The following is a 24,822-nucleotide window of genomic DNA, read 5'->3' on the forward strand; positions in this document are numbered from 1 at the left end:
ATGCGCCTCATGACCCCCGACCCTAAGCGGCCCGGTTCCACGGCGCGGAACCCGCCCCACATGCCTGGTCGAGGGATTTCCACTTCGCTGCGAGTCACACGCCCATGGATCACCGCACCGTTCGTGCCCGTTAGCGGAACCCTCTGCGGCACTTTCCGCTAGGCTCCGGACCATACTTTCGTCCTGGATCATTTTGATTTCACTTCACGCAGTCGCCGGATAGGCAGCGGAGAGAACACAGACGGTGACGTGATCCATTTCCGTGGTGGCTGCGGTGAGCTGTGCGGTGATCCGCGAATTTTCCAGATCAGGGCGGGCAACGACGACGAGGGTGCGATGCGGGGTTCATGAAGGGTTGTGTTCTTTCACAATCAGGTTCAAAGCTACGAAATCCGTGCCGATTTGCTGGAGACGGCCAGCGTCGACCGGGGTGGCCAGCAGAGCAGCAGTCCGGGATTTAGGGGCGGGGACAGGCATCGTGGACGATGCGTCGGGCCAGGCCCAGGGCGCGTGTCCCGTAGGCAGCGCCGTCGAGTACGGAGCCTGTGGCATAGGCGCCGTTGAGGATAAGAAGAAGTTCATCCGCGAGCTGGTCGGAGTCGTTGGCGTCGGCCTCGGCGGCGAGGGAATGGAACCAGTCCCGTACCTTCTGCTTGTGCTCCACGGCCACCAAATGCGCCGGGTGCTCCCCCTCCGGGAACTCGGTGTTCGTGTTCAGCATCGGGCACCCGCGATAGGAGGCTCCGGCTGTGTCACCGGCGAGTACCTCAAAGACGGCTACGAGCTTGTCGCGGGGGTCCGGGAATTCCTCGGCAGCCTGCCGCATCCGTTCGAACCAGGCTTCCGCGCGGCTCTGCACGTAGGCGGTGGCGAGAGCGTCCTTGGTGGGAAACTGGCGGTAAATGGTGGCGTTGCCGACGCCGCATTCCTTGACCACCGTGTCCATCCCGACGGCCCGGATGCCGCGCTGGTAGAACAGGCGGGTCGCCACTTCGAGAACGTTGCGCCGGTTCTCTTCGCCGGTCTTGCGTGCCACGGAAATCCCACTCCTATTTGAACTCTCACCAGAGGTCTTGCTGCTTCAAGTTTGACAGACGGATCGATCCGTCACAAACTGTGGGAGAACGATCCGTCACATCGGATCCAGTCATCGACAACGGGAGACAGCCCATGAAGACCGCCATTCTCGGAACCGGCACCGTAGGCCGCATTATCGCCGCACGGCTGGTCGAACTCGGACACGGTGTCACTATCGGCACCCGCGATCGTGAGGCCACACTTGCTCGCACGGACGCCGACGCCATGGGCAACGCACCTTTCGCCGACTGGGCAGCGGAGAACCCCGGCGTCGCCCTGGCCGGCTTCGCGGACGCCGCAGCAGGGGCTGAACTCATTGTCAATGCCACGAATGGCGCCGCCTCCCTGGACGTCCTGGCCCAGGCCGGGGTGGAACACCTCGACGGCAAGGTCATTCTGGACATCGCCAACCCCCTCGACTTCAGCCAGGGCATGCCGCCGACCCTGTTCGTCAAGGACACTGATTCACTCGGCGAGCAGATCCAGCGCGCTTTCCCCGCCGCCCGAGTCGTGAAGTCGCTCAACACCCTCAACGCCGATCTCATGGCCCGTCCGGGTAGCCTTCCCGAAGCCAGCACGGTCTTTGTCTCCGGGAATGATTCTGCCGCCAAGCAAACCGTCACGGAACTGCTAAAGGAGTTCGGCCATCAGGATGTCATCGACCTCGGCGACATCACGACAGCGCGGGGCACCGAAATGCTCCTCCCCGTCTGGCTCCGCCTTTGGGGCGCACTCGGCACACCTGCCTTCAACTTCAAGATCGTCCGCTAGGACACTGGACAAGGCAGCAGATCACCGTCCGCCACAGTGGCCCGGAAGCTGCACCTCATGGCAAGGGTTCCGCGCGATATAGCCGAGCATCTCCGCGGTATTCATGGCTGCCGTGAACGCTGGGGATAGTCTTGGGCGCCTTTTCCTAGGCCATCATCGATTTGGCCCAGTGATTGAGGAGCCGGTAGTCGATTTTGTCGACCAATGATGTTCCGGATGTGCAGGTCCAGCATTACCTGGTACGTCCTGGTGGTTCCACTGGACGGACGGGTCAAAAGATCGATGTGTTCCTGGACGACCTCGGCAACTGTGGGAACGCGGGTCTCGTTTGACAGGATCGCATGCTGGGCGATCTCGTAGGACTGACCATTCGCGTCCAGCAGCCGTTTGAGAGTTTCAGCCTCAGTTTCGGAGGCAACTGTTAGGCCCTGCTGCTCGCGACTCTTCGGGTCCCGCCAGGACGCCATATAGGCACGTCCGACGTTTTCTTCATACGAAGGAGGGGATGGGCTCTCCACACTCCTGCTCATCCCCTGGTGCCAGTCTTCGAGGCGTATTCAGTCGCTTGGTGACGTACTTGACGGATGTAGGCGTCGGACTGGTTGTAGGCGTAGATCGCCTCGGTCCACCCGTCCGTAGTGGTGAGGTCACGGCCGCCGGGACACAGATACGTCGCCGCACTGAGGGCGGCATCATCGATATTGAATGGATCCGCCGTGCCATCCCCGTTCCCGTCCCGCCCGACGAGCTGCCACGTGGAAGGAATGAACTGCATCGGTCCCACAGCACGGTCCCAACGGGAATCCCCGTCCAGGGCACCCGCATCTGTGTCAGCGATAGCGGCGAAACCGGCACCGTCGAGAACCGGGCCCACAACCGGTCGGCTCACCTCCCCCGCGGCGGTCAGGCTGCCGCCGCCGTACGTCCCGTGTGCTGTTTCGACGAAACCAACGGCCGCCACAGTGTTCCAACCGATCCCGCACGTCGGAGCAGCAACATTCACGGTCGCGGCCGCGGCAACATACGCCCGCAGCGCGCGTTCAGGGATCCCGGTCTGCCCAGCAGCCCGGACAACCCAGTCAGCATCCGGGTTTCTGGTGACATTCACGGCGGTGGTCATGCCGCCAGGCAGCATCTCAAGCTCAGCCTCCGCTCGCGGCGGTGGAGAAAAGGCACGCCGCGCTTCAACGCCAGCTTGCCCAAGGGCCCAGGACAATGAAGCGGTTGTGACACAAACTGCAAACACGATTAGAACCACGAGGCGTCTGAGACGAAGCACCAACCAATCAAACCACCGTAGAAGTCATGCTGCCTGTTATCCGCACCCAGATGAATGAGCAGAAGTACGAACTGCTTGTCATTCTGATATGCCCCACGATCGCTGGGCGGGTCCTCCGCGCAACCAGGGCGCTACCGCGCCGACCCCAAGACCGAAAACTTGCCAGACCGGAGGGGAATGGCTTCGAAACGAAGTTTTCGCTCCCGACACAGGTTTCCCAAGTTGCACTTCGGCCCCTCAACCCAGCGCGTGGTCCCCTACCAGAACGACACCCACAACCACTAACCGGAGAAAAGCCCGGCAACACCAGGTGAGGGGAATCAACGGGATTATGGAAAAGCTTACGATGAGAACACCACCAGGTCCTCAGCTTTATGGAGCACACCCTGGGTTTTCGGCCACAGGTGAGATTCTGTTTGCTTCCGCGCCTAGACGTCTCGGGCTACTTAGACCCGCGCAGCGAAAAGCTGCCCAATATTTGGCGTTTCCTCAACACTGCCTCAGCGCGTTCCTGTCATTTCGGGGATTGCTTGAGTCGAAACTGATCTCCGTACAACTCTTCATTGTCACGGGTTCTGTGCCGGAGGAGACTTGAGGCGACGGCATCCCATCCCGGACCGCCCGCGGGGGCCACCCGGCTGCAGGGCCTCACAGCACCCCTGTAGCGGCTTGGTGGATCGATGAGTTCCATGACACCCCTCGAACTGGCCGCTCAGCGGCCGCGCCATCTCCTGCCCCTGGTGGCTATCGCACTGATTGGATGTCTCGGCGGGTGCCAGTATGAGTCCGACGACGTCTCCCTCCCGTCCGCCAGTACTCCGACTACGGAGGTTCGCACGCCCCCACCGCTGCCGAACGGCGGCGACACTGGCACGGTCCCACCTCTGCCGAAGAATGGCGACATCGACGCCGGCACATACCTCGTCCTCGTCCCCGGCTACACGGAGCCTTTCGAGATCACCGTCCCAGACGGCTGGAAGTCCTTCGACGGCGACAGCGTGATCAAGGACGACCCGGATCACCCGGATGAATGGGCCGTTTACCTCACTTTTTGGCCCGCCGACTATGTGGCGACGGACGCATGCACGTGGGTGGGCAAGCTCGCCGAGGTCGAACCGTCGCCTAAGGCCTTCGTCGATGCGATGGCGTCGCAGACGTCAACGGCAAGCACCCCTGCCGTCGAGGTCATGGTGGGCAATTACTCCGGCTTCGAGTTCGACCACTCCGTCGAGGGCGACGCGGACATCACAGCCTGCGACGGCGGCAAGTTATGCATCCACTCAGGATCCTCATACGAATGCTCACGCTGGTACTCAAGCGTGGCTGAACGCGAAACCTACCGGGTGGTCGACTTGAACGGCCAGCGCGCTGTGATCGCGGTGAGCCAACTCCACGAATCGATCAACCCGGAGCTGACGAGAGAGGCACGCGCCGTCTTCGACTCCATCGTGTTCAGGTCCGGCAAGTGACCAGCTGATGCGATAGGCGATCCCGCCTGTGGCGCCGACTCATTGCATGGGCAAGCAAGAATACGGCATACCGGCACTAAGCCCATGGGAGCCTGAAATAGGCCTTCGGATCATCGGTACCCAGCAGGTCATGATGGAAGGCAATGGCGTCCACGGGCCGGGTGTCAACGAACAGAATCGCCACATCCCTGGAGTGGACCACGGTGTAGCGAGTCAGGTCTTCGACCCAGGAACGGATCCCGGTGTACTCATCGACGAACAATCCGTCACCGAGCAGTCCCCGCTGCTCGAGCAGGTCGTAGACAACATTCCAGGCCAGATCCATCAGTTCGTGGATTGCCGCCTCAACAGTTGGAGCCGTCATAGGACCATGGTGCTCCCGGGCACCGACAGTCTGGTGGACGACGGCGGGCGTGTCCTGGGAGCAGGCGCAGTCGCGGGTTAGGCTGACCGGAATAGGGACGGATTGGGGGATCCAGTAAAGCGCAGGATCTGCTTGGTCTTCGCCGTGGTCCTGGCGCTGGGGGTCACGGTGCACTTCGTGGTCCGCTCCGCCGAGGACAAGGTAACCGCTGACATGCTGTCCCGCGCCGGCCGGTTCGCCATCCCGGCCGACTGGAAGCTGACCGATGAGATTGTCCGGCCCGAACGGTTCATCTGCATCAGCACCAACCCGTGCCCGAGTCTTTCGCGCCGCTGGGAGACCGGAAAAGAGCTCACCGATAACGACGTCGCGGCAGTAGTCTCGGGGTTGGTGTCGAGATGACTGCCGACGGACCGTGCAAGCGACAGTCCAACGTCATCGGGAACAGCACCATCTGCATCCGGCGGGAAAGGACGGCGAATTCAACTACTGGCTCTCTGTCGCCGGCCCCGGCCCGGGGGAACCTCAGAAAGTCGGCCTGAACATCAGGGCCCGCATGGCCCCGGACTAGCTACTCCGGTTCCCCGGTCTAGCCTTCGTCCTGGGGTCGCCCGGTAGCAATACGTTCGGCGACGCACCGGTGAACCTTGGTGCCCACGATCCAAGACATCGGATCGCACACTCGACGATGGTTGCCGACCGACTGGTGCCAGTACCTGGAGTCCCGGTCCGGAGTATGGCATCGGGCTTCCAAGGTGCCAGCCAGAGCTGAAGGAGGTAGTCATCGACCGCGCCATCGGCGAACTCCCCCCGCATGGCCTTCATCCCGGCCTTTGGCACTGACGCGGAGCCGGTGAAGTTCGAAGCGGCGTGGACAGTGTCCGCCAGGACCTGCGGGCACTTCTGGGCGCAGGAGGCATCCTTCCAAGGGTTGCCGTCCGGATCGAGTAGGTAGACCAGCAGGCCCCCTGCGTTAGGGCCGGACGTTGGCGTAACTGGGCTGGACACGGCCGCATACCCGAGGGCCTTCATCTCGGCGAAGACTTCCCACCACCGCTACGAAACCTGGCTCGACAGGCAATCCCCTACAACTCAAGCTACGCCCCGCGGGTAGACCCCAAGCTTCGGCCCAGCGGCCACCCACCACGGGGGGCGACCGTCTGTTCGGTCGCGCCCAGGCCTATGCATACCCGACCGGGGGGCGGCAGAGGCTCCCGGGTCAAGGGCGGCCGCAGGCCGTCGCGCAGCGATCGCAGACCCTTGAGGCCGGAGTGGCCGGCCCCGGTAACCTTCGCGGCACGGGGGCGCTCGGGACCATTGACACCAATAGGAGCATCATTGTCCACACCCCCGTTTGCCCTAGAAGGGGTCCACCCGCCAGGGACTGCCCCGGTATGCCCAGACGGCTTAATTAGCTGGTGCCACAACGTCCTCCAACACTGACCTGTCGAAGAAACGGATCTCGCCCGTTGCCTCGAAGAACACCGGAACTACTGATGTGCTCAGGTCTTTGGACGTTTCGTAGATTTCAGCCGAACTCCCGTGCTTCCTGGCAATTGTTCCAACCAGCTCGGTACCACGAATCCGAACAGTTCGATATTTGTAGCTCATCGTGACTCCTTCGTCGGCTAGGGCATACCCTACCCCTTGGGAGTCCCGATTCGGGAGGTTGGCCGGCGCCGACACCATTGGCGGCGGCGGCTTCGGACACTTCTCCATAAACGCAGCGGAAGCATGGAACTGCACTCGAGTCCTACCAAACACTGGGAATCCGCGAAGACGTGATCCGAGCAACCGGAACCCGAATGGCTGGTATGAGGCTGAAACACCCAAACCTGACGTCACGAAACCGCCGGGGATAGTCAGACTGAGGTTCGCTTATCCTCCACTACTGAGAAGTCGGAGCAGCTTTAAGTTCGGAAATGCGACTCATGATTTGCTCAAACTCAGCGCCACTTCAACGTTCATCGACCCGGTCGCTCGTCAGTACTTCTCGGTCCTGGCGTCGCTCCCCTGCGCAACCAAATCGTACGCTCGGTCGGAACTTCGAAAACTTGCCGCGGCGTTCCCACGTTACCCCGGACCAGTGTACAACCCGATCCGAGACGAAGACTGTGGACAATGTCCACACCCAATTTCGGCCCCCTGTCATACGTCTACGACGAAGGCACCTAAAGGAGATCATGGCCGCTAAGACGACAGTGACCTGGTCAGGGATGCGACTCTGGGGCACGAGCGGAGCAGTACTTCTAAGTTCCGCAGCACCTACTCCTCCAGTGCGCATCGAATTCCATTACCGGCGGCTCCTCCGAACAAGACGTTCATCCGTTTCGTCTTCGCCAGAAAGCAGACCCAAACACGGCATCTCTCAACCTCACACGAGTTAGGTATGCTGGGCCGAAAGGCAGGGGATGGATCGGCATGGCCAAACGTAAAGCAACAGCACTGGATGTGGCACGACGGGCGGGGGTGTCCCGCAGTGCAGTGTCACTGGTACTAAACGGCAGGGCAGACGGCAACGTCACCGCCGAACGCCAGGAGAGGGTGCTCCGCGCTGCGGCGGAGCTAAATTACACGCCCAACTCCGTTGCCGTCAGCCTGCGTAACCAGCAGACATCGACGATCGGCATCATCACGGATGACATCGTTACCAGCCCTTTCGCCGGTCGTTTGATCAGCGGCGCCTCACGCACGGCCTTGGCCCGCGGATACATGGTCCTGGTGGTCGACACAGAACATGACACGGCCCGTGATGGCGCTGCGGCGCAGCAACTCGTGCACCGACAGGTCGACGGGATCATGTACGCCACCGGCAGCCTGCGCGAAATTACGGCCCCGCCGGCGATGCTCACCGTGCCCGCCGTTCTGGCCAATTGCACTGATACCGGCTCGCAGCTCCATTCGGTGATACCGGCAGAGATCGACGGCGGACGCGCGGCGGCGCAGTTGCTGCTTGACCTGGGCCACCGCCGCATCACCTTGTTGACCGGAACTCTCAGCTCCCCCGCCGCCCCGCAGCGTGAACAGGGTTACCGTGAGGCTATGGCCGAAGCGGGGCTGGGCCTCGAACAACAGCATGTCCACGCGACCGGATGGGACATCGACGAGGGCTACCGGGCCGCTTCCTCCGTCCTGGGCGGCAGAGACCGGCCGACGGCGATCATTTGCTCCAACGACCGGGTTGCCACCGGCGTTTTGCTCTACGCGGCGACCGCAGGACTGCGCGTACCGCAGGATCTGTCCGTAGTGGGCTACGACGACCAGCAGAACCTCGCTGCCAACCTTGTTCCCGCCCTTACCACGGTGGCACTTCCGCACGCCGAAATCGGAGCAGCGGCCATGTCCCTGCTGTTGGATGCGGTCGAAGGAAAAGCCCCGGCAGCTGAGCAAGTTGAAGCAGGCACTCTTTACATGCCCTGCCGGGTCATACCGCGGGCGTCCACTGCAGCGGTCCCGGCCGGCTAACCTGGCGGACCGTTTCCGCAGCGCCTGGCTGCGGAAAAGTTATGCCAGGGATGACTCGCCCAGCCTCCGCGGGAGCCCACTGTCCGCGCTTCGTCAAGCAGCTCACGCTCGTAATTCAAGTTCATCTAAGCTCCAGCAAAAGTCTCACTTGACACGTGTTAGGTGCTCTATTTACCCTACTTAACACGTGTTAGGAGGAGCCGACAATGACGTCTGAAAAGACACCGGGGAACACACCCCCCTCGTATGCGCCGCGGTCCGGCAGCGGACTTTCGCAGCTCACGCGTCGTTCCGTGCTGGGCCTTACTGGCCTCGCTGTTGCGGGAGCCACGGTGGGCGCCTGGCCCCGACTGACCGGGAGTGACATTCCGGGCCGCGGGAGCAAGGCACTGAACATCGCCATCCTTGGAACGGCAGCAGATGCCGCGGCCCGGCAGGGCCTGGTTAACGCCTTTACCGCCGCCCACCCAGATATTCCGGTCCGCTTGCAGGCGATCCAAGGCGCGGACTGGAAGGATTTCTTTTCCAAGATCCTCACCATGGCAGCCGCCGGAACACCGCCGGACGTCGTCTACGTAGCCACCGAGGGCGCCCAGCTGTTCGCCGACAAGCTCGCCGAGCCGCTGGATGATTATGTCCGCCGGGACGCTGGGGACATGAGCGACTACTTCGATGATGTTCATCCGAGCCTGCTGGAAGCCTTCATGTACCAGGGAAGCCTGTACCAGCTTCCGCTGGACTGGAACGCGGCGAACATGTATTTGAATACCACCACCTTCGCCCAGGCCGGCCTTGACCGGCCAAAGGACGACTGGACACAGGATGACTTCAGCGCCACCCTCCGCGCCCTGCGGAAAGCGCGCCCGGCCGACTTCACCCCGTACTACTGGACCAACCGGCTTTTTGGCGGAGTCGTGCCATGGCTGTACGCCAACGACACCAGCTTCCTAACCGAGAGCAAGGCCCCCGGCGGGGAGTGGCTCTGGGACCGCTTTTATCCCAAGGACCCTGCCCGGGCGACCCGCGGCGGCGGGTATCAATGGCTGGCTCCCAACGCCGAGGACGGCCGGGTTATCGAGACCTTCGACTACCTGCGCGAACTCGTGTCCGAAGGACTGGGCGTGCGGCCTGAATCGGGGGGCGGCAACGCCCTCGTTGGCTTGTTCGGGAACAACCGCATCGGCACCACGCCAGCGGGTGGCTACTGGGCGCAAGGTCTGCATGATGCAGGCATGACGGCCGATCAGTTCGATGTGCAGTTCTTCCCCCGCTGGCGGACGCAGCGGCACCAGTTCGGCGCTGCCGGCTATGCGATCATGCGTACGGCGAAAGATAAGGACGCAGCCTGGGAATGGGTGAAGTTCTGCTCCAGCCGCGAAGCGATGCAGCTGGCCATTCCCAAGCCGAACACCACTCCAACCCGCCGTTCGATGGTAAATGAGTCCTTTTACGCCGCCACCGGGCCCCGGCATTGGAAGGTCTTTTACGACACCCTCGACAGGTTCCCCACGTCCGGCCCGATACCCGCGCCGCCGCAGCAGGCCGCCGTCGAAACTGCCCTGATGAAAAACGTTTCCACCGCTGTCAGCGGCAGCTCCGCCGGCGTACGGACAGCGATGGGCACCCTGCAGCGCGATCTCGAACTGGCCCTCAGGAGGAACGCATGACCACCACTTCTACTACCCCACGCCACACCGTAAAACCACCGGCCACGCGCCGCTCGTTCGTCGAGCGACGGTTGGCGATGATTTTCCTTGCCCCGACGCTGCTGGGGATGGCCCTGTTCACCTTCCTGCCGATCATCGGCTCGCTGGTCCTGGCCTTCTTCCGCTGGGACATCATTTCGGCACCCCAATTCGTCGGTTTCGCCAACTTCGCTTCCCTGGCACAGGACCCCACCGTCCGCGTGTCCTTCCTCAACACCATCGTGTTCGTGGTCGTCGCAGTAATCCTTCAACTCGGCATTGCACTCAGCCTGGCTTCCATGCTCCAGGGCAGGATGCCGTCCTGGCTCAGGGTATTCCTCCGTTCCACCTTCTTCTTTCCCCTGGTGCTGTCTGCCGCGTCGGTGTCCATCTTCATGCGGTATATGTTCAACGAACAGTTTGGCGTGGTGAACTGGCTCCTGTCCCTCATCGGCATTCCCGCAGTACCCTGGCTGACCAGTCCCGTGGCCTCCGCCGCCGTCGTCGTCCTGGTGTACGTCTGGCAGAACTTCGGGTTCTCCTTCCTCCTCTTCCTCGGCGCCCTGAGCAACATTCCGAAAGAACTGCACGAAGCAGCAAACCTGGACGGCGCCACGGGCTGGAAACAGTTCAGCAACGTCACCCTTCCGCTGATCAGCCCCACCGTGCTCGTCGCCTCCGTCATGGCGATCATCAGCGCACTGCAGGTCTTCGACCAGCCCTACGTACTGACCAACGGCGGTCCAGGGGATTCCACCCGCACCGCAGTCATGGTGATCTTTGAATCCGCCTTCCAGCAACTGGAATTCGGCGAAGCCTCGGCCATCGGCCTCGTACTGACCGTGCTGATCCTGGCCGTCACCGCCCTGCAATTCCGCCTCAGCCGCCGCTTCGTCTTCTACCAGTGAGGTTCCTTATGTCCAGCCAGACCCTGAACACAGGGACCAACGAGCATCCGGGTTCCACCGCCGGCACACCGGCCACCCCACAGCCCTACCGCAACCGCCGCCTGCCCGCCGCAGGAACCGTCGGCAGATACGCCGCGCTGGCGGTGGCTGCGGCGCTGACGCTCGGCCCCGTCCTGTGGACCCTGTCCACCTCGCTGCGAACGCCGTCGGAGTCGTTCAACCTGCCCCCGTCCTTCCTGCCCATCAACCCTGACTTCACCGCCTACCGGGAGGTGTTCAAGCAGATCAATGTCGGCCTCCTGGTCCTGAACAGCGCCCTGGTGACCGGGCTGATCGCGCTTGGCCAGATGGCCTCCGCCACTCTGGCCGGCTACGCCTTCGCCCGCCTGGACTTCCGGGGCAAGAACGCCATCTTCTCGCTGGTGCTGGCCACGATGATGGTTCCAGTGCAGGTCACCATCGTCCCCGTCTTTATGCTCATCCGTGGGATGGGTCTGTCCGATACCTTGCTGGCACTGATCCTGCCGGCCATTCCCACCGCCTTCGGCACGTTCCTGATGCGTCAGTATTTCCTTGGCTTGCCAAATGATTTTGCGGAAGCGGCCGCCCTGGATGGTGCCGGACCGTGGCGGATCTTCCGTTCCGTCTACGTGCCGCTGGCCGTTCCGGGCATGGCCATCGTCGGGATCCTTGCCTTCAACTTCCACTGGAACGAGTTCTTCCGGCCACTGATCCTCACTATCAGCGAACAGAATTTCACCCTCCCCCTCGGCCTGGTCACACTCCAAGGCAACCTCGGCACCGGGAGCATATCGGTGGTCCTCGCCGGAGTGATCCTGTCCATGCTGCCCGCCCTGGTCGTCTTTATCTTCGGCCAACGCACCCTGCGCGAAGGCCTCACAGCCGGCGCGAGCAAATAGCACGCACTTCCAAAAGGAACCTCATGGATACACTCACCTCGGCCAGTACGGCAGCCACAACAGACAGCTACCGCCCGGCCCTGCACTACACGGCGAAGGACACCTGGCTCAATGACCCCAACGGCCTGATCTTTCACAACGGCGTTTACCACCTCTACTACCAGAACAACCCGCTGGGAAACGTCTGGGGCAACATGTCCTGGGGACACGCAACCTCCACCGACCTGCTGACCTGGACCGAACACCCCGTCGCCATCGCCTGCGACGAGAACGAAGACATCTTCTCCGGAAGCATCGTCCATGACCGTCACAACACCAGCGGATTCGGCAACGGATCCACTGCGCCCCTGGTGGCGATCTATACCAGCGCCTTCAAACCGGGCTCCGTGCACGAGGGCGTCCAGGCCCAGTCCCTGGCCTACAGCCTGGACGGGGGCTACAGCTGGACAAAACACGGAGGCAACCCTGTTCTTAACCGCGCATCCGCCGAGTTCCGTGACCCCAAGGTCATCCGGTACGACGGCGGCGCGGACAGTTACTGGGTGATGGTCGCCGTCGAAGCCACAGACTTCCAGGTGGTGCTTTACAAGTCCCGCGACCTGAAGAGCTGGGAACTGCTGAGCACCTTCGGGCCGGCTAATGCCACCGGCGGGGTCTGGGAATGCCCGGACCTGTTTCCCCTGCCCGTGGACGGCGACCCGGACAACGTCAAATGGGTCCTCACCGTCAACCTCAATCCCGGCGGGCCCAACAACGGCTCCGCCGGCCAATACTTCATCGGTGACTTCGACGGCACCACCTTCACCTCCGCCAGCACCGTGACCGAAGGCCCGCAGGACCCGGCCCGACTGGGCGAATACCGTTGGCTGGACTGGGGCCGGGACTACTATGCCGCCGTTTCCTTCAGCGACGCCCCGGACAACCGCCGCATCATGATCGCCTGGATGAACAACTGGGAATACGCCAACCACATCCCCACCACACCCTGGCGCAGCCCCATGAGCCTCGCCCGCGAAATCGCCCTCCAGACCAACGACGGAAACCTACACCTGGTCCAACAGCCCGCAGCCGACTGGACCGCCCTGGCTGACACTGAACTGTTCCGCCTCGCCGACACCACCATCCACGACGGCGCCCAGGTCCTGGCGGACGCGGCCGGCACCGTCCAGCGGATTGACGTCAGCTTCACGCCCGGAGGCGCAGAGGAATTCGGCCTCATCCTGCGTGGGGACGGCCGGAAGGGAACCCGTGTGGGCATCCGGCCCGGGCAGGCCACACTCCTCGTGGACCGGCGCGAATCCGGCAGGACAGACTTCCACGCATCTTTCAGCTCCATTGACACCGCCCCCATCCAGCCCAGGCAGGGGTCCTACGAGCTCACGATCTACGTGGACCGCTGCTCCGTTGAAGTCTTTGCCCAGGACGGCCAGGTCACCATGACCGAACTGATCTTCCCGGCCGAGACCAGCACCGACCTCGCCATCTACGCCGTCGGCAGCGGGGCAACCATCAACAGCCTTCAGGTCACTCAGCTCGCGTAAGGCAGCACCCAAAGCAAGGAACAAGACATGCACAACAACGGCAAGCCCCACCCTCCCGGGCAGGTGCCGGACGTCGTCGTCATCGGCGAAGCCCTGATCGACGTCGTCACCACCCCCGACGGCACCACAGAACACCCCGGCGGATCACCGGCCAATGTCGCCTACGGCCTGGCCCGCCTGGGAGTCAGCACCGGACTGCTCACCTCAATCGGCGCGGACCGCCGTGGCGATGCACTTGAAGAGCACCTCACCGGCGCCGACGTGGCGCTCCTGCCCGGCTCGCGCTCACTGGAGAGAACATCGACGGCGACCGCCACCATCGGCCACGACGGCTCAGCGAGCTACGCCTTCGACATCACCTGGGATATCGAACCACCGGATCTTGCACATACTCCGCCCAGAATCGTCCACACCGGTTCGATCGCAAGCTTCCTGTCACCGGGCGCCAACTGCGTCAAAGCCATCCTCCAGGAACTCCGCGGCGAGTGCATCATCACCTACGATCCCAACATCAGGCCGGCCCTGCTCGAAACCCAAGCCGAAGCACGGCACACCTTCGAAGAACTGGTGCAGCTCACCAGCGTCGTCAAACTCAGCGATGAGGACGCCAAATGGCTTTACCCGGAAAAAGCGTTGCAGGAAACCGCCACACACATCCTGGGTCTCGGAGCAGAGCTGGCTGTCATCACCCGGGGCTCATCAGGCTCCTTGCTCGCCACACCCACCACCGCCCTCAGCATTCCAGCCGTGAAGACCCCCGTGGTCGACACCATCGGCGCCGGCGACTCCTATATGTCGGCCCTGATCCTGGGACTCCTCACCCGCGGAACCGGCGGCCTGGCCCCTTCCGTCCTCGACCAGCTGGGATGCACGGCGGCCGCCGCGGCCGCGATCACCGTATCCCGGGCCGGCGCCCGGCCCCCCACCGAAGACGAACTCCGCACACAGCTCCAGCATCAGCATCAGTCCCAGCTGCATTCGCACGCCTAGCACGAGCCCTCGGTGCGGCTGCTCTGATCGTCGGCAGCGGTCACCTCGCACGCGAAAATGTAACCCTTGACACAGATCTAGTAACGCGCGTAACCTCTATCTATGCGCAAGTAACGCGCGTTACCCACCTGGCAGCACCACCGATTATCACCGGAGCATTCAATGGCGAAAACCACCACCTCGAACCATGCCGGGGCCGCGCGGCAGCGGGGTGTCACCATGAATGATGTTGCCAAGCACGCGGGAGTTTCCCGGACTGCGGTTTCGTTCGTGCTAAGCAACCGCGAAAATGCCAGCATCTCCGAAGAGACCCGCACCCGGATCAACGAAGCTGTCCAGGCCTTGGGCTACCGCCCGAACGCCGGAGCACGTGCACTGGCATCCCAGCGCAGTGACTGGTACGGGATTGTCACCGAGATCGTCACGGCACCGTTCGCCGTCGACATCATCAAAGGTGCACAAGACCAAGCCTGGCTCGACCGCAAGTTCCTGCTCATCGCGCCCTCCGACCAGGCCGATGCCGTAGGACCCAACCAGGGCCTGGAGGACGCAGCAACCGAAAAGCTGCTGGAGCAGCGCGTGGAAGGACTTCTATACGCAGCCACATTCCACCGTGGCGTGCACGTGCCCGAAACCGCCAAGGAAGTACCCACCGTACTGATCAACTGCTTCGACGCCGACGGGAAGCTGCCCTCGATCGTCCCGGACGAACGCGCCGGCGGCCGCACCGCCGTCGAACGTTTGCTCCGGGCCGGCCACCGCCGGATCGGAGTCATCAACCTGGACCCGGCCATTCCCGCAGCAATCGGGCGTTTGGAGGGTGCACGCGAAGCACTCGCCGATGCCGGACTCGAGCTGGACCCCGAGCTCGTGGTGCCCGGATATGCAACGGCCGACGGCGGGTATGAGGCCGCGTGCTGCATCCTGGACCGCTACCCGCAGGAGGACAGGCCAACCGCGCTGTTCTGCCTCAACGATCGCATGGCGATGGGCGCTTACGACGCCATCAAGGAACGGGGCCTGACCATCCCCGGAGACATCGCCGTGATCGGCTTCGACAACCAGGAACTGATTGCGGCCTACCTCAGGCCCAAGCTGACCACGGTTGCGTTGCCGTTTGAAAAAATGGGCGCCCTGGGAGTCCAGACGCTCGCAGCTCTGACAGCAGGACAGCCGATTATTGCCGACCAGCAATTGGTCGGCTGTCCGCTGCTAGAACGCTCTTCGGTCTGACCGCGAAATCACTTTCGAAGAGCAACCCCTCCCCCACCCCTTCACTTTGCTGATGAAGATAGGAAAGAGATAACCATCATGACACAACCCCGATTCCTGAGGGCTGCCCGCACCACGGCGGCCGGGCTGGCGGTGGGCGCACTGCTGCTGACCGGCTGTGCGGCCAACGGCAACAAAGCTGCCGGCACCGACGCCGCAGCAAACGCCAGCGCCTTCCTCACCATTCCGCGTGAGGACATGGGCACGTTCGTGCAGAACTTCAACCCGTTCGCCCCCACCGTCAACCCGATGGTCCAGCAGTCCATCTACGAGTCGCTGCTGATCTTCAACCCGGCCAAGGGTGACACCGTGCCGTGGCTGGCCACTGAATGGAAGGCCGCCGACGACGGCAAGTCCATCACCTTCACCCTGCGCGACGGCGTTAAGTGGTCCGACGGCCAGCCCTTCGTGGCCGAGGACGTCGCCTACACCTTCGAGCTCCAGAAGAAGATCAAGGGTGGCTTCGAGTACCTGGACTCCGTGAGCGCCGAAGGCACCAACAAGGTGACCTTCACCTTCAACAAGCCGTGGTCGCCGGCCCTGTACGACGTCGGGCACCTCACCATCCTGCCCAAGCACATCTGGTCCGCCCTCGCCGATCCGGAGAAGGACGCCAACGCCAAACCCGTCGGCACAGGCCCCTACACCGAGGTTGACAGTTTCCAGGCCCAGTCGTTCGTGCTGAAAAAGAACCCCAACTACTGGCAGCCGGGCAAGCAGAAGATCGCCGGTATCAAGATGCTCGCTTTTGCGGGAAACGACGGCGCCAACCTCGCCGCCGCGAACGGCGATGTGGACTGGGCCCCGCAGTACATTCCGAACATCGAAAAGACGTTCGTTTCCAAGGACAAGGAACACCGCCACTACTGGTTCCCGGCCACCGGCGCCATGATCAACTGGCAGCTCAACACCACCAAGGCACCCTTCAACGATGTCGACGTCCGCAAGGCCCTGAGCATGGCCGTTGACCGGGAGCAGGTCACCACGATCGGCATGAGCGGCTACGCCGAGCCTGCGGACTGCACCGGGCTTTCCGGCAACTACGAGACCTGGAAGAACAACGAGGTCAAGGAGAATTGCACCTGGACCAAGCTGGACGTCCAGAAGGCCAATGAGCTGCTGGACAAGGCGGGCTACCCGAAGGGTGCCGACGGCAAGCGCACGCTCAAGGACGGCAAGCCGTTCGAGTTCAAGATCTCCGTGGGCGCATCCTCTTCCGACTGGCTGTCCGTGGCCAACGTGATCGCACAGAACCTGGCAGAAGTCGGCGTCACGGCAAAGGTGGAGTCCCCGGACTGGGCTGCCGTGGTTGCCGGCTACGAGACGGGCGATTTTGACTCCGGCATCGTCTGGAGCGCCAACGACCCCAGCCCGTACAAGTATTTCAACGCCGCAATGGGCACGTCGACCGTCAAGCCTGTGGGCACCAAGACGTTCGACAACTACCACCGCTTCGGCGATGCCAAGGCTGACGCCCTGCTGGCAGAGTTCGCTGCAGAGTCCGACGAGTCCAAGCAGAAGGACATCGCCAACAAGCTGCAGGAAGAATACGACGACGCCGCACCGCTGGTGCCGCTGTTCTCCGGTCCGGAGTGGGGCGCCTTCAATGACACCCGCTTCACCGGCTGGCCCACCGAGGACAACCCTTACGCAACCCTTTCGGTCCGCTCACCTTCTACGGTGCTTGTGCTGACCACGCTGGAACCGCGCAAGTAACTCCCCACCGCCTCCCTAGCCTCGCTCCGCTTCGGCCAGGGAACCCGGGCGGCGTGGGCCCATCACGCACCACTGCTGGCCGCCGGATCATCCGGCGGCCAGCCCCCAAACTTTTCCGTAATTCCCGAATGGAGGGAAACCGTGCGCTTCATCCTGCGCCGCCTGGGTTTCTACCTGATCGCCTTCTGGGCATCCATCACCCTGAATTTCCTGCTCCCCCGATTCATGCCCGGGGACCCCGTCTCCCGCATGTTCGCCCGCTCCCAGGACAGAATGCAGCCCGAACAGATTGAGGCCCTGCGCAAGCTGCTGGGTGTTGACGACCGGCCCCTCTGGGAGCAGTACATCGGCTACATGACCAACATCTTCACCGGGCAGATGGGCGTCTCCATCTCCCGGTTCCCCACCCCGGTCACCGAGGTCATCTCGTCCCAGATCGGCTGGACCCTCCTGCTCGGCGGAACCGCACTGGTGATTGCCGCCGTCGTGGGTAACCTGCTGGGCGTCCTCGCCGCCTGGCGGCGCGGCGGCGCGATCGACTCCGCGCTTCCACCGCTGCTCGTATTCATCGGCTCGTTCCCGTACTTCTGGCTCGCAATGGGCGCCCTGTACCTTTTCGGCGTAGTACTGAACTGGTTCCCCATCCGCCACGCCTTCACCGCCGGCCTGGAGCCCGGGTTCACGTGGGAGTTCATCGGCGACGTGGGCGCCCACCTGGTGCTTCCGGCACTCACCATCGTGCTGGTCTCCATCGGCGGCTGGATGCTGGGCATGCGGAACACCATGATCGCCACCAACTCCGAGGACTACATCACCATGGCCGAAGCCAAGGGGCTCCGTCCGGGCCGCATCATGCTCCGCTACGCAGCCCGCAACGCCATGCTCCCGTCGGTCACAAGCTTCGGCATGGGACTGGGGTTCGTGGTGGGCGGTGCGTTGCTCACCGAAGTGGTCTTCGCCTACCCCGGCGTCGGATACCAGCTCCTCAACGCCGTCCAGGGCCTCGACTACCCGCTCATGCAAGGCCTGTTCCTGACCATCACCGCCGCCGTGCTGCTGGCCAACTTCCTGGTGGACATCCTCTACGTCCGCCTCGACCCGCGCGTGCGCAGCAACTAGAGGGAGCGATCATGACAACCGCAATCCTGAAGCAACCCGGCACAACGGCCGCCAAAACCCCGGCGGCCCGCAAGCCTAACCGCAGCTTCGTCCACGGCATCCTCACCAACAAGAAGGCCCTGGCAGGCATGGCCGTGATGCTCGTCTTCATCGCACTGGCCCTGCTGGCACCGGTGCTTTTCCCCGGCGACCCGTCGCGGATCACCGCGATGGCGTCGCTGGAACCGTCAGCCGAGCACTGGCTGGGAACTACAGCCAAGGGACAGGACGTGCTCGCCCTGACCGTCCACGGCTCCCGGAGTTCCCTCTTCGTGGGGCTCACCGTGGGCTTCGCGTCCACCTTCATCGGCATCCTGGTGGGACTTGCCTCGGCGTACTTTGGCAAGTTCATTGACGAAGCCCTGTCTCTGGTGACCAACGTCTTCCTGCTCCTGCCCGGGCTTCCGCTCCTTGTCATTCTTGCCGCGTTCCTGCCGCCGGGTTTGGGAACCGTGATCCTGGTCCTCGTTGTGACGGGCTGGGCTGGGTCGGCACGTGTCCTGCGCTCCCAGGCCCTGTCCATCCGCTCGAAGGACTTTGTGGCCGCGGCCGTGGTTTCCGGCGAACGGGCCGGCCGTATCATGTTCCGCGAAATCCTGCCCAACATGGCCTCGATCGTGATGGGCACCCTGCTTGCCTGCGTCATCTACGGCATCGGTGCCCAAGCAGGCCTGGAGTTCCTGGGCCTGGGCGACGCCAGCACGGTCTCGTGGGGCAACAACCTCTTCTGGGCAGGCAACGAAGGCGCCCTGTTGACCGGCAGCTGGTGGGTGTTCGTTCCCTCGGGCGTCTGCATCGCACTGGTCGCCTTCGCCCTGGCCCTCATCAACTACGCCGTGGACGAGGTCACCAACCCGCGCCTGCGGAAGATCAAAACCCCGAAAGATACCGAAAGGAGCGCCTCCAAATGACCATCTCCCAAGTGTCCTTCGGCTCCCACGAACCCGTCCTGGACGTCAAGGATCTCACCGTCAAGTACATCGGCGACACCCGCTCCACCACCGCCGTGGACCGCGTTTCCTTCAGCATCGGCACCGGTGAGGTGTTCGGGCTCGCAGGGGAATCAGGCTGCGGAAAATCGACCATTGCCAACTCGATCATGCGGCTGCTCAAGGATCCCGCGAAGATCGCAGGCGGCAGCATTTCCTTCGGCGGCAAGGACGTCCTGGCCATGAGCCCGGAGGAGCTGCGGCGCTTCCGCTGGCAGGACGTGGCCATGGTGTTCCAGTCAGCCATGAACTCACTCAACCCCGTGCTGACCATCGGCGAACAGATCGTGGACATCTTCACCACCCACGCCGGCTACTCCCGCAAGGAGTCCCTCCGGCGGGCCGGTGAACTGCTGGAACTGGTGAGGATAGACCCCGCACGCCTCAAGTCCTACCCGCACCAGCTCTCCGGCGGCATGCGTCAGCGTGCAGTGATAGCGATGGCCGTGGCGCTCAAGCCATCCCTCCTGATCCTGGACGAACCCACCACCGCGCTGGACGTGGTGGTGCAGCAGGAGATCATGGCCCAGATCAAAGACCTCCAGCGCGAGCTCGGCTTCTCTGTCCTCTTTATCACCCACGACATGTCACTCATGGTGGAACTCTCGCACCGCATGGCTGTCATGTACGGCGGCCGGATCGTGGAGACCGCCAGGGCCCAGGACGTCTACACCAACCCCCGCCACCCCTACACCCAGGCGCTGATGGGCGCGTTCCCGCCGCTCACCGGCCCGCGGGTTCCGCTGACGGGACTGCCCGACGGCGTGAAGTTCCGGAACATCCCGGACCTCACCGAGGCGGCACCGGGCCACTTCGTGGCTCCGCTGGGTGCCGACGCTGCAGTGATTGATTCCGAAGACCTGGCAGGAGCCACCCGATGAGCCACTCCCTGACATCCACGGTGGCTGCGTCCGCCACACGCACTCCGGCCCTTGAAATTCGTGGCCTGGGCAAGTCGTTCCCCATTGGAGGGCTGTTCTCCCGGGAGTCGGTCCGCGCCCTGCACGGTGTGGACCTGACAATCAACCGCGGCGAAATCGTCGCGCTCGTGGGAGAGTCCGGTTCCGGCAAAAGCACCTTGGCCCGCTGCGTTGCCCGGCTCGAGAAGCCGACCTGCGGCGCGATCCTGATCGACGGCGTCGACATCCTCAAGCGCGATCGGTTCCAGGCGTCCCGTGCGTTCCGGTCCCAGCTGCAGATGGTCTTCCAGGACCCCTTCGGTTCACTGAACCCGGCCCACAGGATCGAGCATTTCCTGCGGCGTTCGCTGGCGATCCACGGAAAGGGCGGCGGTTCCGCGGAGGAGACCGTGCAGCGGCTCGAAAAGCTCATGACCACTGTTGGCCTCCAGGCTGACATGCTGAACTCGTATCCGCACGAGCTCTCGGGAGGTCAGCGCCAGCGCGTTGCGATTGCCCGGGCCCTCGCCGTTGAACCACAGGTTATCCTGGCCGACGAGCCCACCTCCATGCTTGATGTTTCGGTCCGGATCGGTGTCCTGAACCTGATGCGCAAGCTCCGGGACGAGCAGGGCATCTCCATGCTCTACATCACCCATGACCTCGCGTCCGCACGCTACCTGGCGGACCGCACGGCAGTCATGTTCGCCGGTGAACTCGTCGAGGAAGGCGAGTCCCTGGACCTGCTTTCCAATCCCGCACACCCCTACACGCAACTCCTGGTTTCCGCTGTCCCGGACCCCGCACGCGCAGGCTCGTACGATCCCGTCCGCCGGGCCGAACTGCGGCAGGCCGTCATGGCTTCGACCACGTGCGCTTTCGGCGGCGACGCGAACCAGGCCTGTTCGGCCGATGAACCCGTGCGTCACCAGGTTGGAAACCCCGAAAACCGGCACTGGGTGCGCTGCCACCTCTACCGGCCGTGGGCCGGCGCCGCCGGCCACGCCCTGGCGGGCGAACCAACCCAGCCCAGCCGTCCGGCGTCGAACGCTCACGAAGGGGCTTCCGCATGACTGAACTGACCCACCCGCTCGCAACGGTTCCACAGGATGAACTGGTGGCCCGGGCCGAAGCCGACCCCCTCCGGCCCCGCTTCCATTTCGTCTCACCGGCCGGCTGGCTCAACGATCCCAACGGCGTCAGCCAATGGGACGGCACGTACCACCTCTTCTACCAGTACAACCCGGAGGGCGCGTTCCACCACCGCATCCAGTGGGGCCACGCCACCAGCACGGACCTGGTCACGTGGAAGGACCAGCCCGTTGCCCTGGAACCGTCTCCAGGACCGGACGCCGAGGGCTGCTGGTCCGGGGTCCTGGTGAACGACGGCGGCAAGCCCACCCTGGTGTATTCGGGGCGGTCCGAGGGCAAGGAGCTGCCCTGCGTCGCCGTCGGATCCCCGGACCTCCTGAACTGGACCAAGGACACCGGAAATCCCGTGATCGCAGCGCCGCCGGCTGGAGTAGACATCACGGCGTACCGCGATCACTGCGTCTGGCGGGAAGGAACAAAGTGGCGGCAGCTGGTGGGTTCGGGCATCAGCCAGCGCGGCGGTACAGCGTTCCTGTACGAGTCAGCGGACCTGCGGCGATGGGACTACATCGGGCCGCTGTTCATCGGCGACGCCTCGCAGGGCGATCCTGCGGACACTGACTGGACGGGGACCATGTGGGAATGCGTGGACCTTTTCCGGGCGGGACAGGGTTCGCTGGGGTCCGCACCCTCCGCCGGCTCGCCGGACGTGCTGGTTTTCTCGGCATGGAACGACGGCGACACCCGCCACCCGCTGTACTGGACCGGCCGGTACGCCGGGGACAGCTTCGAACCCGCGGCGCTGCACCGGCTCGATTACGGCGGCCGTTTCTTCTACGCACCGCAGTCGTTCCAGGATGAGTCCGGCCGGCGTGTCATGTTCGGCTGGCTGCAGGAAGGCCGAAGTGATCTCGCGATGGTGGAGGCCGGCTGGTCCGGGGTGATGAGCCTGCCGCGTACCGTCACGGCGGCCGAGGACGGGACCCTCCGTTTCGCACCCGTACCGGAAATCAAGAAGCTGCGCCGGGACCACGCCGGTCTGCGCGGGCAGGTGCTGACCGGTGACCTGGTGCCCCTGGAAACCGGTGTCTCGGGCAGGCAACTCGACCTCGAACTGGACCTTCAGCTGGCACTTGGCGCAGTGGTGCGGCTCGGTGTACTGGGCTCCACTGTCCCTGGCAGTCCCGGAGGCCCCAGCGAGGAGACGGTCATCGAGCTGCGCAGGGCGGCTGACGACACCGTCAATGGCACGCTCCGCCTGGACCGCACCCACAGCAGCCTTGATCCAGCCGTTGATGCGGAAGACAAGTCAGGACCCGTCCCCATGCCCGAAGGACGGGTGCACCTTCGTGTCCTCCTGGACCGGTCCGCCGTCGAAATTTTTGCCAACGGAATGCCGCTCACCGCCCGCGTCTACCCCACCCTGGGCGGGGACCATGTCAGCCTTGCCGCCGAGGGCACGGCACAGGTAGTCTCCCTCGACGCATGGACCATGGCCGACATTTTTGACGGTGCTCGGAGCCTCCTTCCCTGAACCGGGGCCGTACACCACCACCAACTTTTACAGCAGCATCGAAGCTGCCCAGCAAGAAGAAGGAACCCATGCAAGATTCACCCGCGGTCTCCCGTCGGTCACTCCTCACCGGAAGCGGCGCGGCTGCACTCAGCGGATCACTCGCACTGTCTGCGGCGTTCGCCGGACCCGCCGCAGCCGCACCGGCCAGGACACCAGATCCAGCATCAAACGGCTCAATTTCGAAAGGATCACGCCGGATGCGTCCCGCCTTTCACTTCAGCGTCCCGGACAACTGGAAGAACGACCCCCAGCGCCCCGTCTACATAGACGGGGAATACCACTACTACTACCTGTACAATGCCGACTATCTGCGCGGCGGCGGAGGCACGTCGTGGCGCCGCGCGACCACTACGGATCACGTCGCGTTCACTGACCACGGCGTCGCGATCCCGAAGTTCAGCGATGGCAACGGCGACTGCTGGTCAGGGTCTCTGGTGGTGGACGAGCGGAATACCGCCGGATACGGCGAGGGTGCGGTGATTGCCCTCGTGACGCAGGCGCCCGAAGGCCGCCAGGCCCAGTACCTCTGGTACTCGACGGACCGGGGGCGCTCGTTCCGGGCCGCCGGTCCGGCCCCGGTGCTGCCCAACCCCGGAGTGCACGACTTCCGCGATCCCAAAGTCATCTGGGACGATGACCGCGGACGCTGGTTCATGGCGAACGCCGAGGGGCAGAAGCTCGGCTTCTACACATCCGCCGACCTGCGGTCCTGGCGGCGCGTTGGCGAGTTTGTACGCACCGATCTTGGGCTTCTGGAATGCCCTGACATCTTCCGCATGACCGCTGACGACGGCACCTCCCGCTGGATCCTCGGTACGAGTGCCAACGGCAAAGCCCGTGGCCTGCCCGCCACCTACGCGTACTGGACTGGCGCCTTCGACGGAACATCGTTCAAGCCTGATCAGCCCGAGCCCGAATGGCTCGACCACGGCTACGACTTTTACGGGGCAGTCACCTATCCACATCACGACGCCTCGGGTGCGGAAGATGAGACGCTCCGCCGGGCAATCGGGTGGGCGAACTTCTGGGACTACCCCCACAACACACCGACCCTTGAGACGGACGCGTACAACGGCGATGACATGATTGTGCGCGACATCCGCCTCAAACAGGCGGACGGTGGGTACTACCTGGTCTCCACGCCCACGTCAGCACTGGAAAACCACGTGAAGCGCACCCACCTCCTGGGCGACATAGTTGTAAAGGGCACCCGTGACCTCGACGTCCGTGCGACCGCTTACGACCTCACCTGCGAGCTCGTGTGGGACCCCGCTTCCCCACCTGCCAACGTGGGCCTTGAAGTATGCCGGGCAGAGGGCGGCGGCAGGCACGTTGCCGCCGGTGCATTCCTGCGGGGCCCCTTCGCCTACCTCAACAGGCGTCCAACGATCAACCCAACAGGAGGCGAAACCCAGACCCCGATCGACCCCTCGGCAGGACGGCTCACAATCCGAATCCTCGTGGACAGCACAAGCGTGGAGATGTTCCTCGGAGAAGGACGGGTGGTGCACTCGCACCGGGTGTTCCCCCTTAAAGGCGACAACGCAATCCGCCTCTACGCCCACGAAGGAGCCGCCACTTTCCGGGACCTGACCATTCACGAAATCAAGGCAACGCATTAGTCCAGGTCCTGACTGTCCGGCAGGTCTTT

At 63.6% G+C, this 24,822-nt stretch carries 21 protein-coding genes; 17 read left to right on the forward strand and 4 right to left on the reverse strand.

Annotation, left to right across the window (positions count from 1 at the left end; all coding sequences use genetic code 11):
* Positions 1-457 precede the first annotated feature (457 nt).
* A complete protein-coding gene (locus U7114_RS10310; RefSeq protein ID WP_321216094.1) occupies positions 458-1,036 on the reverse strand; it encodes a TetR/AcrR family transcriptional regulator in 579 nt (192 codons plus the stop codon).
* 134 nt (positions 1,037-1,170) lie between these two features.
* On the opposite strand from U7114_RS10310, the gene U7114_RS10315 reads away from it, so the two are divergent.
* Positions 1,171-1,848: an NADPH-dependent F420 reductase gene (locus tag U7114_RS10315; protein ID WP_157238215.1), complete on the forward strand. Its 678-nt coding sequence runs from the start codon at positions 1,171-1,173 to the stop codon at positions 1,846-1,848.
* Positions 1,849-2,374: 526 nt separating this feature from the next.
* Here U7114_RS10315 and U7114_RS10320 read toward each other — a convergent pair.
* Positions 2,375-2,968 (reverse strand): lytic transglycosylase domain-containing protein, encoded by a 594-nt coding sequence (locus U7114_RS10320; RefSeq protein WP_323057296.1) that lies wholly within the window; start codon positions 2,966-2,968, stop codon positions 2,375-2,377.
* Positions 2,969-3,816: 848 nt separating this feature from the next.
* On the opposite strand from U7114_RS10320, the gene U7114_RS10325 reads away from it, so the two are divergent.
* Positions 3,817-4,596 (forward strand): hypothetical protein, encoded by a 780-nt coding sequence (locus U7114_RS10325; RefSeq protein ID WP_370460288.1) that lies wholly within the window; start codon positions 3,817-3,819, stop codon positions 4,594-4,596.
* 76 nt (positions 4,597-4,672) lie between these two features.
* Here U7114_RS10325 and U7114_RS10330 read toward each other — a convergent pair whose 3' ends face one another.
* Positions 4,673-4,960: a hypothetical protein gene (locus U7114_RS10330; protein WP_323057298.1), complete on the reverse strand. Its 288-nt coding sequence runs from the start codon at positions 4,958-4,960 to the stop codon at positions 4,673-4,675.
* A gap of 132 nt (positions 4,961-5,092) precedes the next feature.
* Between U7114_RS10330 and U7114_RS10335 the strand changes: the two genes are divergently transcribed.
* The gene (locus U7114_RS10335; RefSeq protein WP_157238218.1) at positions 5,093-5,362 is read left to right on the forward strand and encodes a hypothetical protein; all 270 of its coding nucleotides are present in this window, start codon (positions 5,093-5,095) and stop codon (positions 5,360-5,362) included.
* Between the two features lie 1,005 nt (positions 5,363-6,367).
* On the opposite strand, the gene U7114_RS10340 is transcribed toward U7114_RS10335, so the two are convergent.
* Positions 6,368-6,571: a hypothetical protein gene (locus tag U7114_RS10340; protein WP_157238219.1), complete on the reverse strand. Its 204-nt coding sequence runs from the start codon at positions 6,569-6,571 to the stop codon at positions 6,368-6,370.
* Between the two features lie 810 nt (positions 6,572-7,381).
* Here U7114_RS10340 and U7114_RS10345 point away from each other — a divergent pair.
* From U7114_RS10345 to U7114_RS10410, 14 genes are all read left to right on the forward strand, one after another.
* The gene (locus tag U7114_RS10345) at positions 7,382-8,425 is read left to right on the forward strand and encodes a LacI family DNA-binding transcriptional regulator (protein WP_323057299.1); all 1,044 of its coding nucleotides are present in this window, start codon (positions 7,382-7,384) and stop codon (positions 8,423-8,425) included.
* A gap of 206 nt (positions 8,426-8,631) precedes the next feature.
* Positions 8,632-10,092 carry an extracellular solute-binding protein gene (locus U7114_RS10350; protein ID WP_321216087.1) on the forward strand — a complete coding sequence of 487 codons (1,461 nt, stop codon included), beginning with the start codon at positions 8,632-8,634 and terminating at the stop codon, positions 10,090-10,092.
* Positions 10,089-11,018, forward strand: coding sequence for a sugar ABC transporter permease (locus U7114_RS10355; RefSeq protein ID WP_321216086.1), 930 nt, complete (start codon positions 10,089-10,091; stop codon positions 11,016-11,018). The genes U7114_RS10350 and U7114_RS10355 overlap by 4 nt, the downstream gene beginning before the upstream one ends.
* Before the next feature lie 8 nt (positions 11,019-11,026).
* The gene (locus U7114_RS10360) at positions 11,027-11,938 is read left to right on the forward strand and encodes a carbohydrate ABC transporter permease (RefSeq protein ID WP_157238223.1); all 912 of its coding nucleotides are present in this window, start codon (positions 11,027-11,029) and stop codon (positions 11,936-11,938) included.
* A 23-nt stretch (positions 11,939-11,961) separates the two neighbouring features.
* On the forward strand, positions 11,962-13,479 hold the full coding sequence (locus tag U7114_RS10365; protein WP_323057301.1) for a glycoside hydrolase family 32 protein: 1,518 nt from the start codon (positions 11,962-11,964) through the stop codon (positions 13,477-13,479).
* Positions 13,480-13,506: 27 nt separating this feature from the next.
* The gene (locus U7114_RS10370; RefSeq protein WP_323057302.1) at positions 13,507-14,469 is read left to right on the forward strand and encodes a carbohydrate kinase; all 963 of its coding nucleotides are present in this window, start codon (positions 13,507-13,509) and stop codon (positions 14,467-14,469) included.
* Between the two features lie 162 nt (positions 14,470-14,631).
* A complete protein-coding gene (locus tag U7114_RS10375) occupies positions 14,632-15,702 on the forward strand; it encodes a LacI family DNA-binding transcriptional regulator (protein WP_321216082.1) in 1,071 nt (356 codons plus the stop codon).
* Positions 15,703-15,780: 78 nt separating this feature from the next.
* A complete protein-coding gene (locus tag U7114_RS10380; protein WP_323057303.1) occupies positions 15,781-17,457 on the forward strand; it encodes an ABC transporter substrate-binding protein in 1,677 nt (558 codons plus the stop codon).
* 141 nt (positions 17,458-17,598) lie between these two features.
* A complete protein-coding gene (locus U7114_RS10385; protein ID WP_066275479.1) occupies positions 17,599-18,576 on the forward strand; it encodes an ABC transporter permease in 978 nt (325 codons plus the stop codon).
* 11 nt (positions 18,577-18,587) lie between these two features.
* Positions 18,588-19,526, forward strand: a complete 939-nt coding sequence (locus U7114_RS10390) for an ABC transporter permease (protein ID WP_323057304.1) — start codon at positions 18,588-18,590, stop codon at positions 19,524-19,526.
* Positions 19,523-20,485 (forward strand): ABC transporter ATP-binding protein, encoded by a 963-nt coding sequence (locus U7114_RS10395; RefSeq protein ID WP_323057306.1) that lies wholly within the window; start codon positions 19,523-19,525, stop codon positions 20,483-20,485. The genes U7114_RS10390 and U7114_RS10395 overlap by 4 nt, the downstream gene beginning before the upstream one ends.
* On the forward strand, positions 20,482-21,576 hold the full coding sequence (locus U7114_RS10400; protein WP_323057307.1) for an ABC transporter ATP-binding protein: 1,095 nt from the start codon (positions 20,482-20,484) through the stop codon (positions 21,574-21,576). Before U7114_RS10395 ends, U7114_RS10400 begins: the two co-directional genes overlap by 4 nt.
* Positions 21,573-23,129 carry a glycoside hydrolase family 32 protein gene (locus U7114_RS10405; protein ID WP_323057308.1) on the forward strand — a complete coding sequence of 519 codons (1,557 nt, stop codon included), beginning with the start codon at positions 21,573-21,575 and terminating at the stop codon, positions 23,127-23,129. Before U7114_RS10400 ends, U7114_RS10405 begins: the two co-directional genes overlap by 4 nt.
* A gap of 239 nt (positions 23,130-23,368) precedes the next feature.
* Positions 23,369-24,793: a glycoside hydrolase family 32 protein gene (locus tag U7114_RS10410; RefSeq protein ID WP_323057309.1), complete on the forward strand. Its 1,425-nt coding sequence runs from the start codon at positions 23,369-23,371 to the stop codon at positions 24,791-24,793.
* Positions 24,794-24,822 lie beyond the last annotated feature (29 nt).

It is taken from the genome of Pseudarthrobacter sp. C1 (assembly GCF_034720455.1).
Classification (GTDB): domain Bacteria; phylum Actinomycetota; class Actinomycetes; order Actinomycetales; family Micrococcaceae; genus Arthrobacter.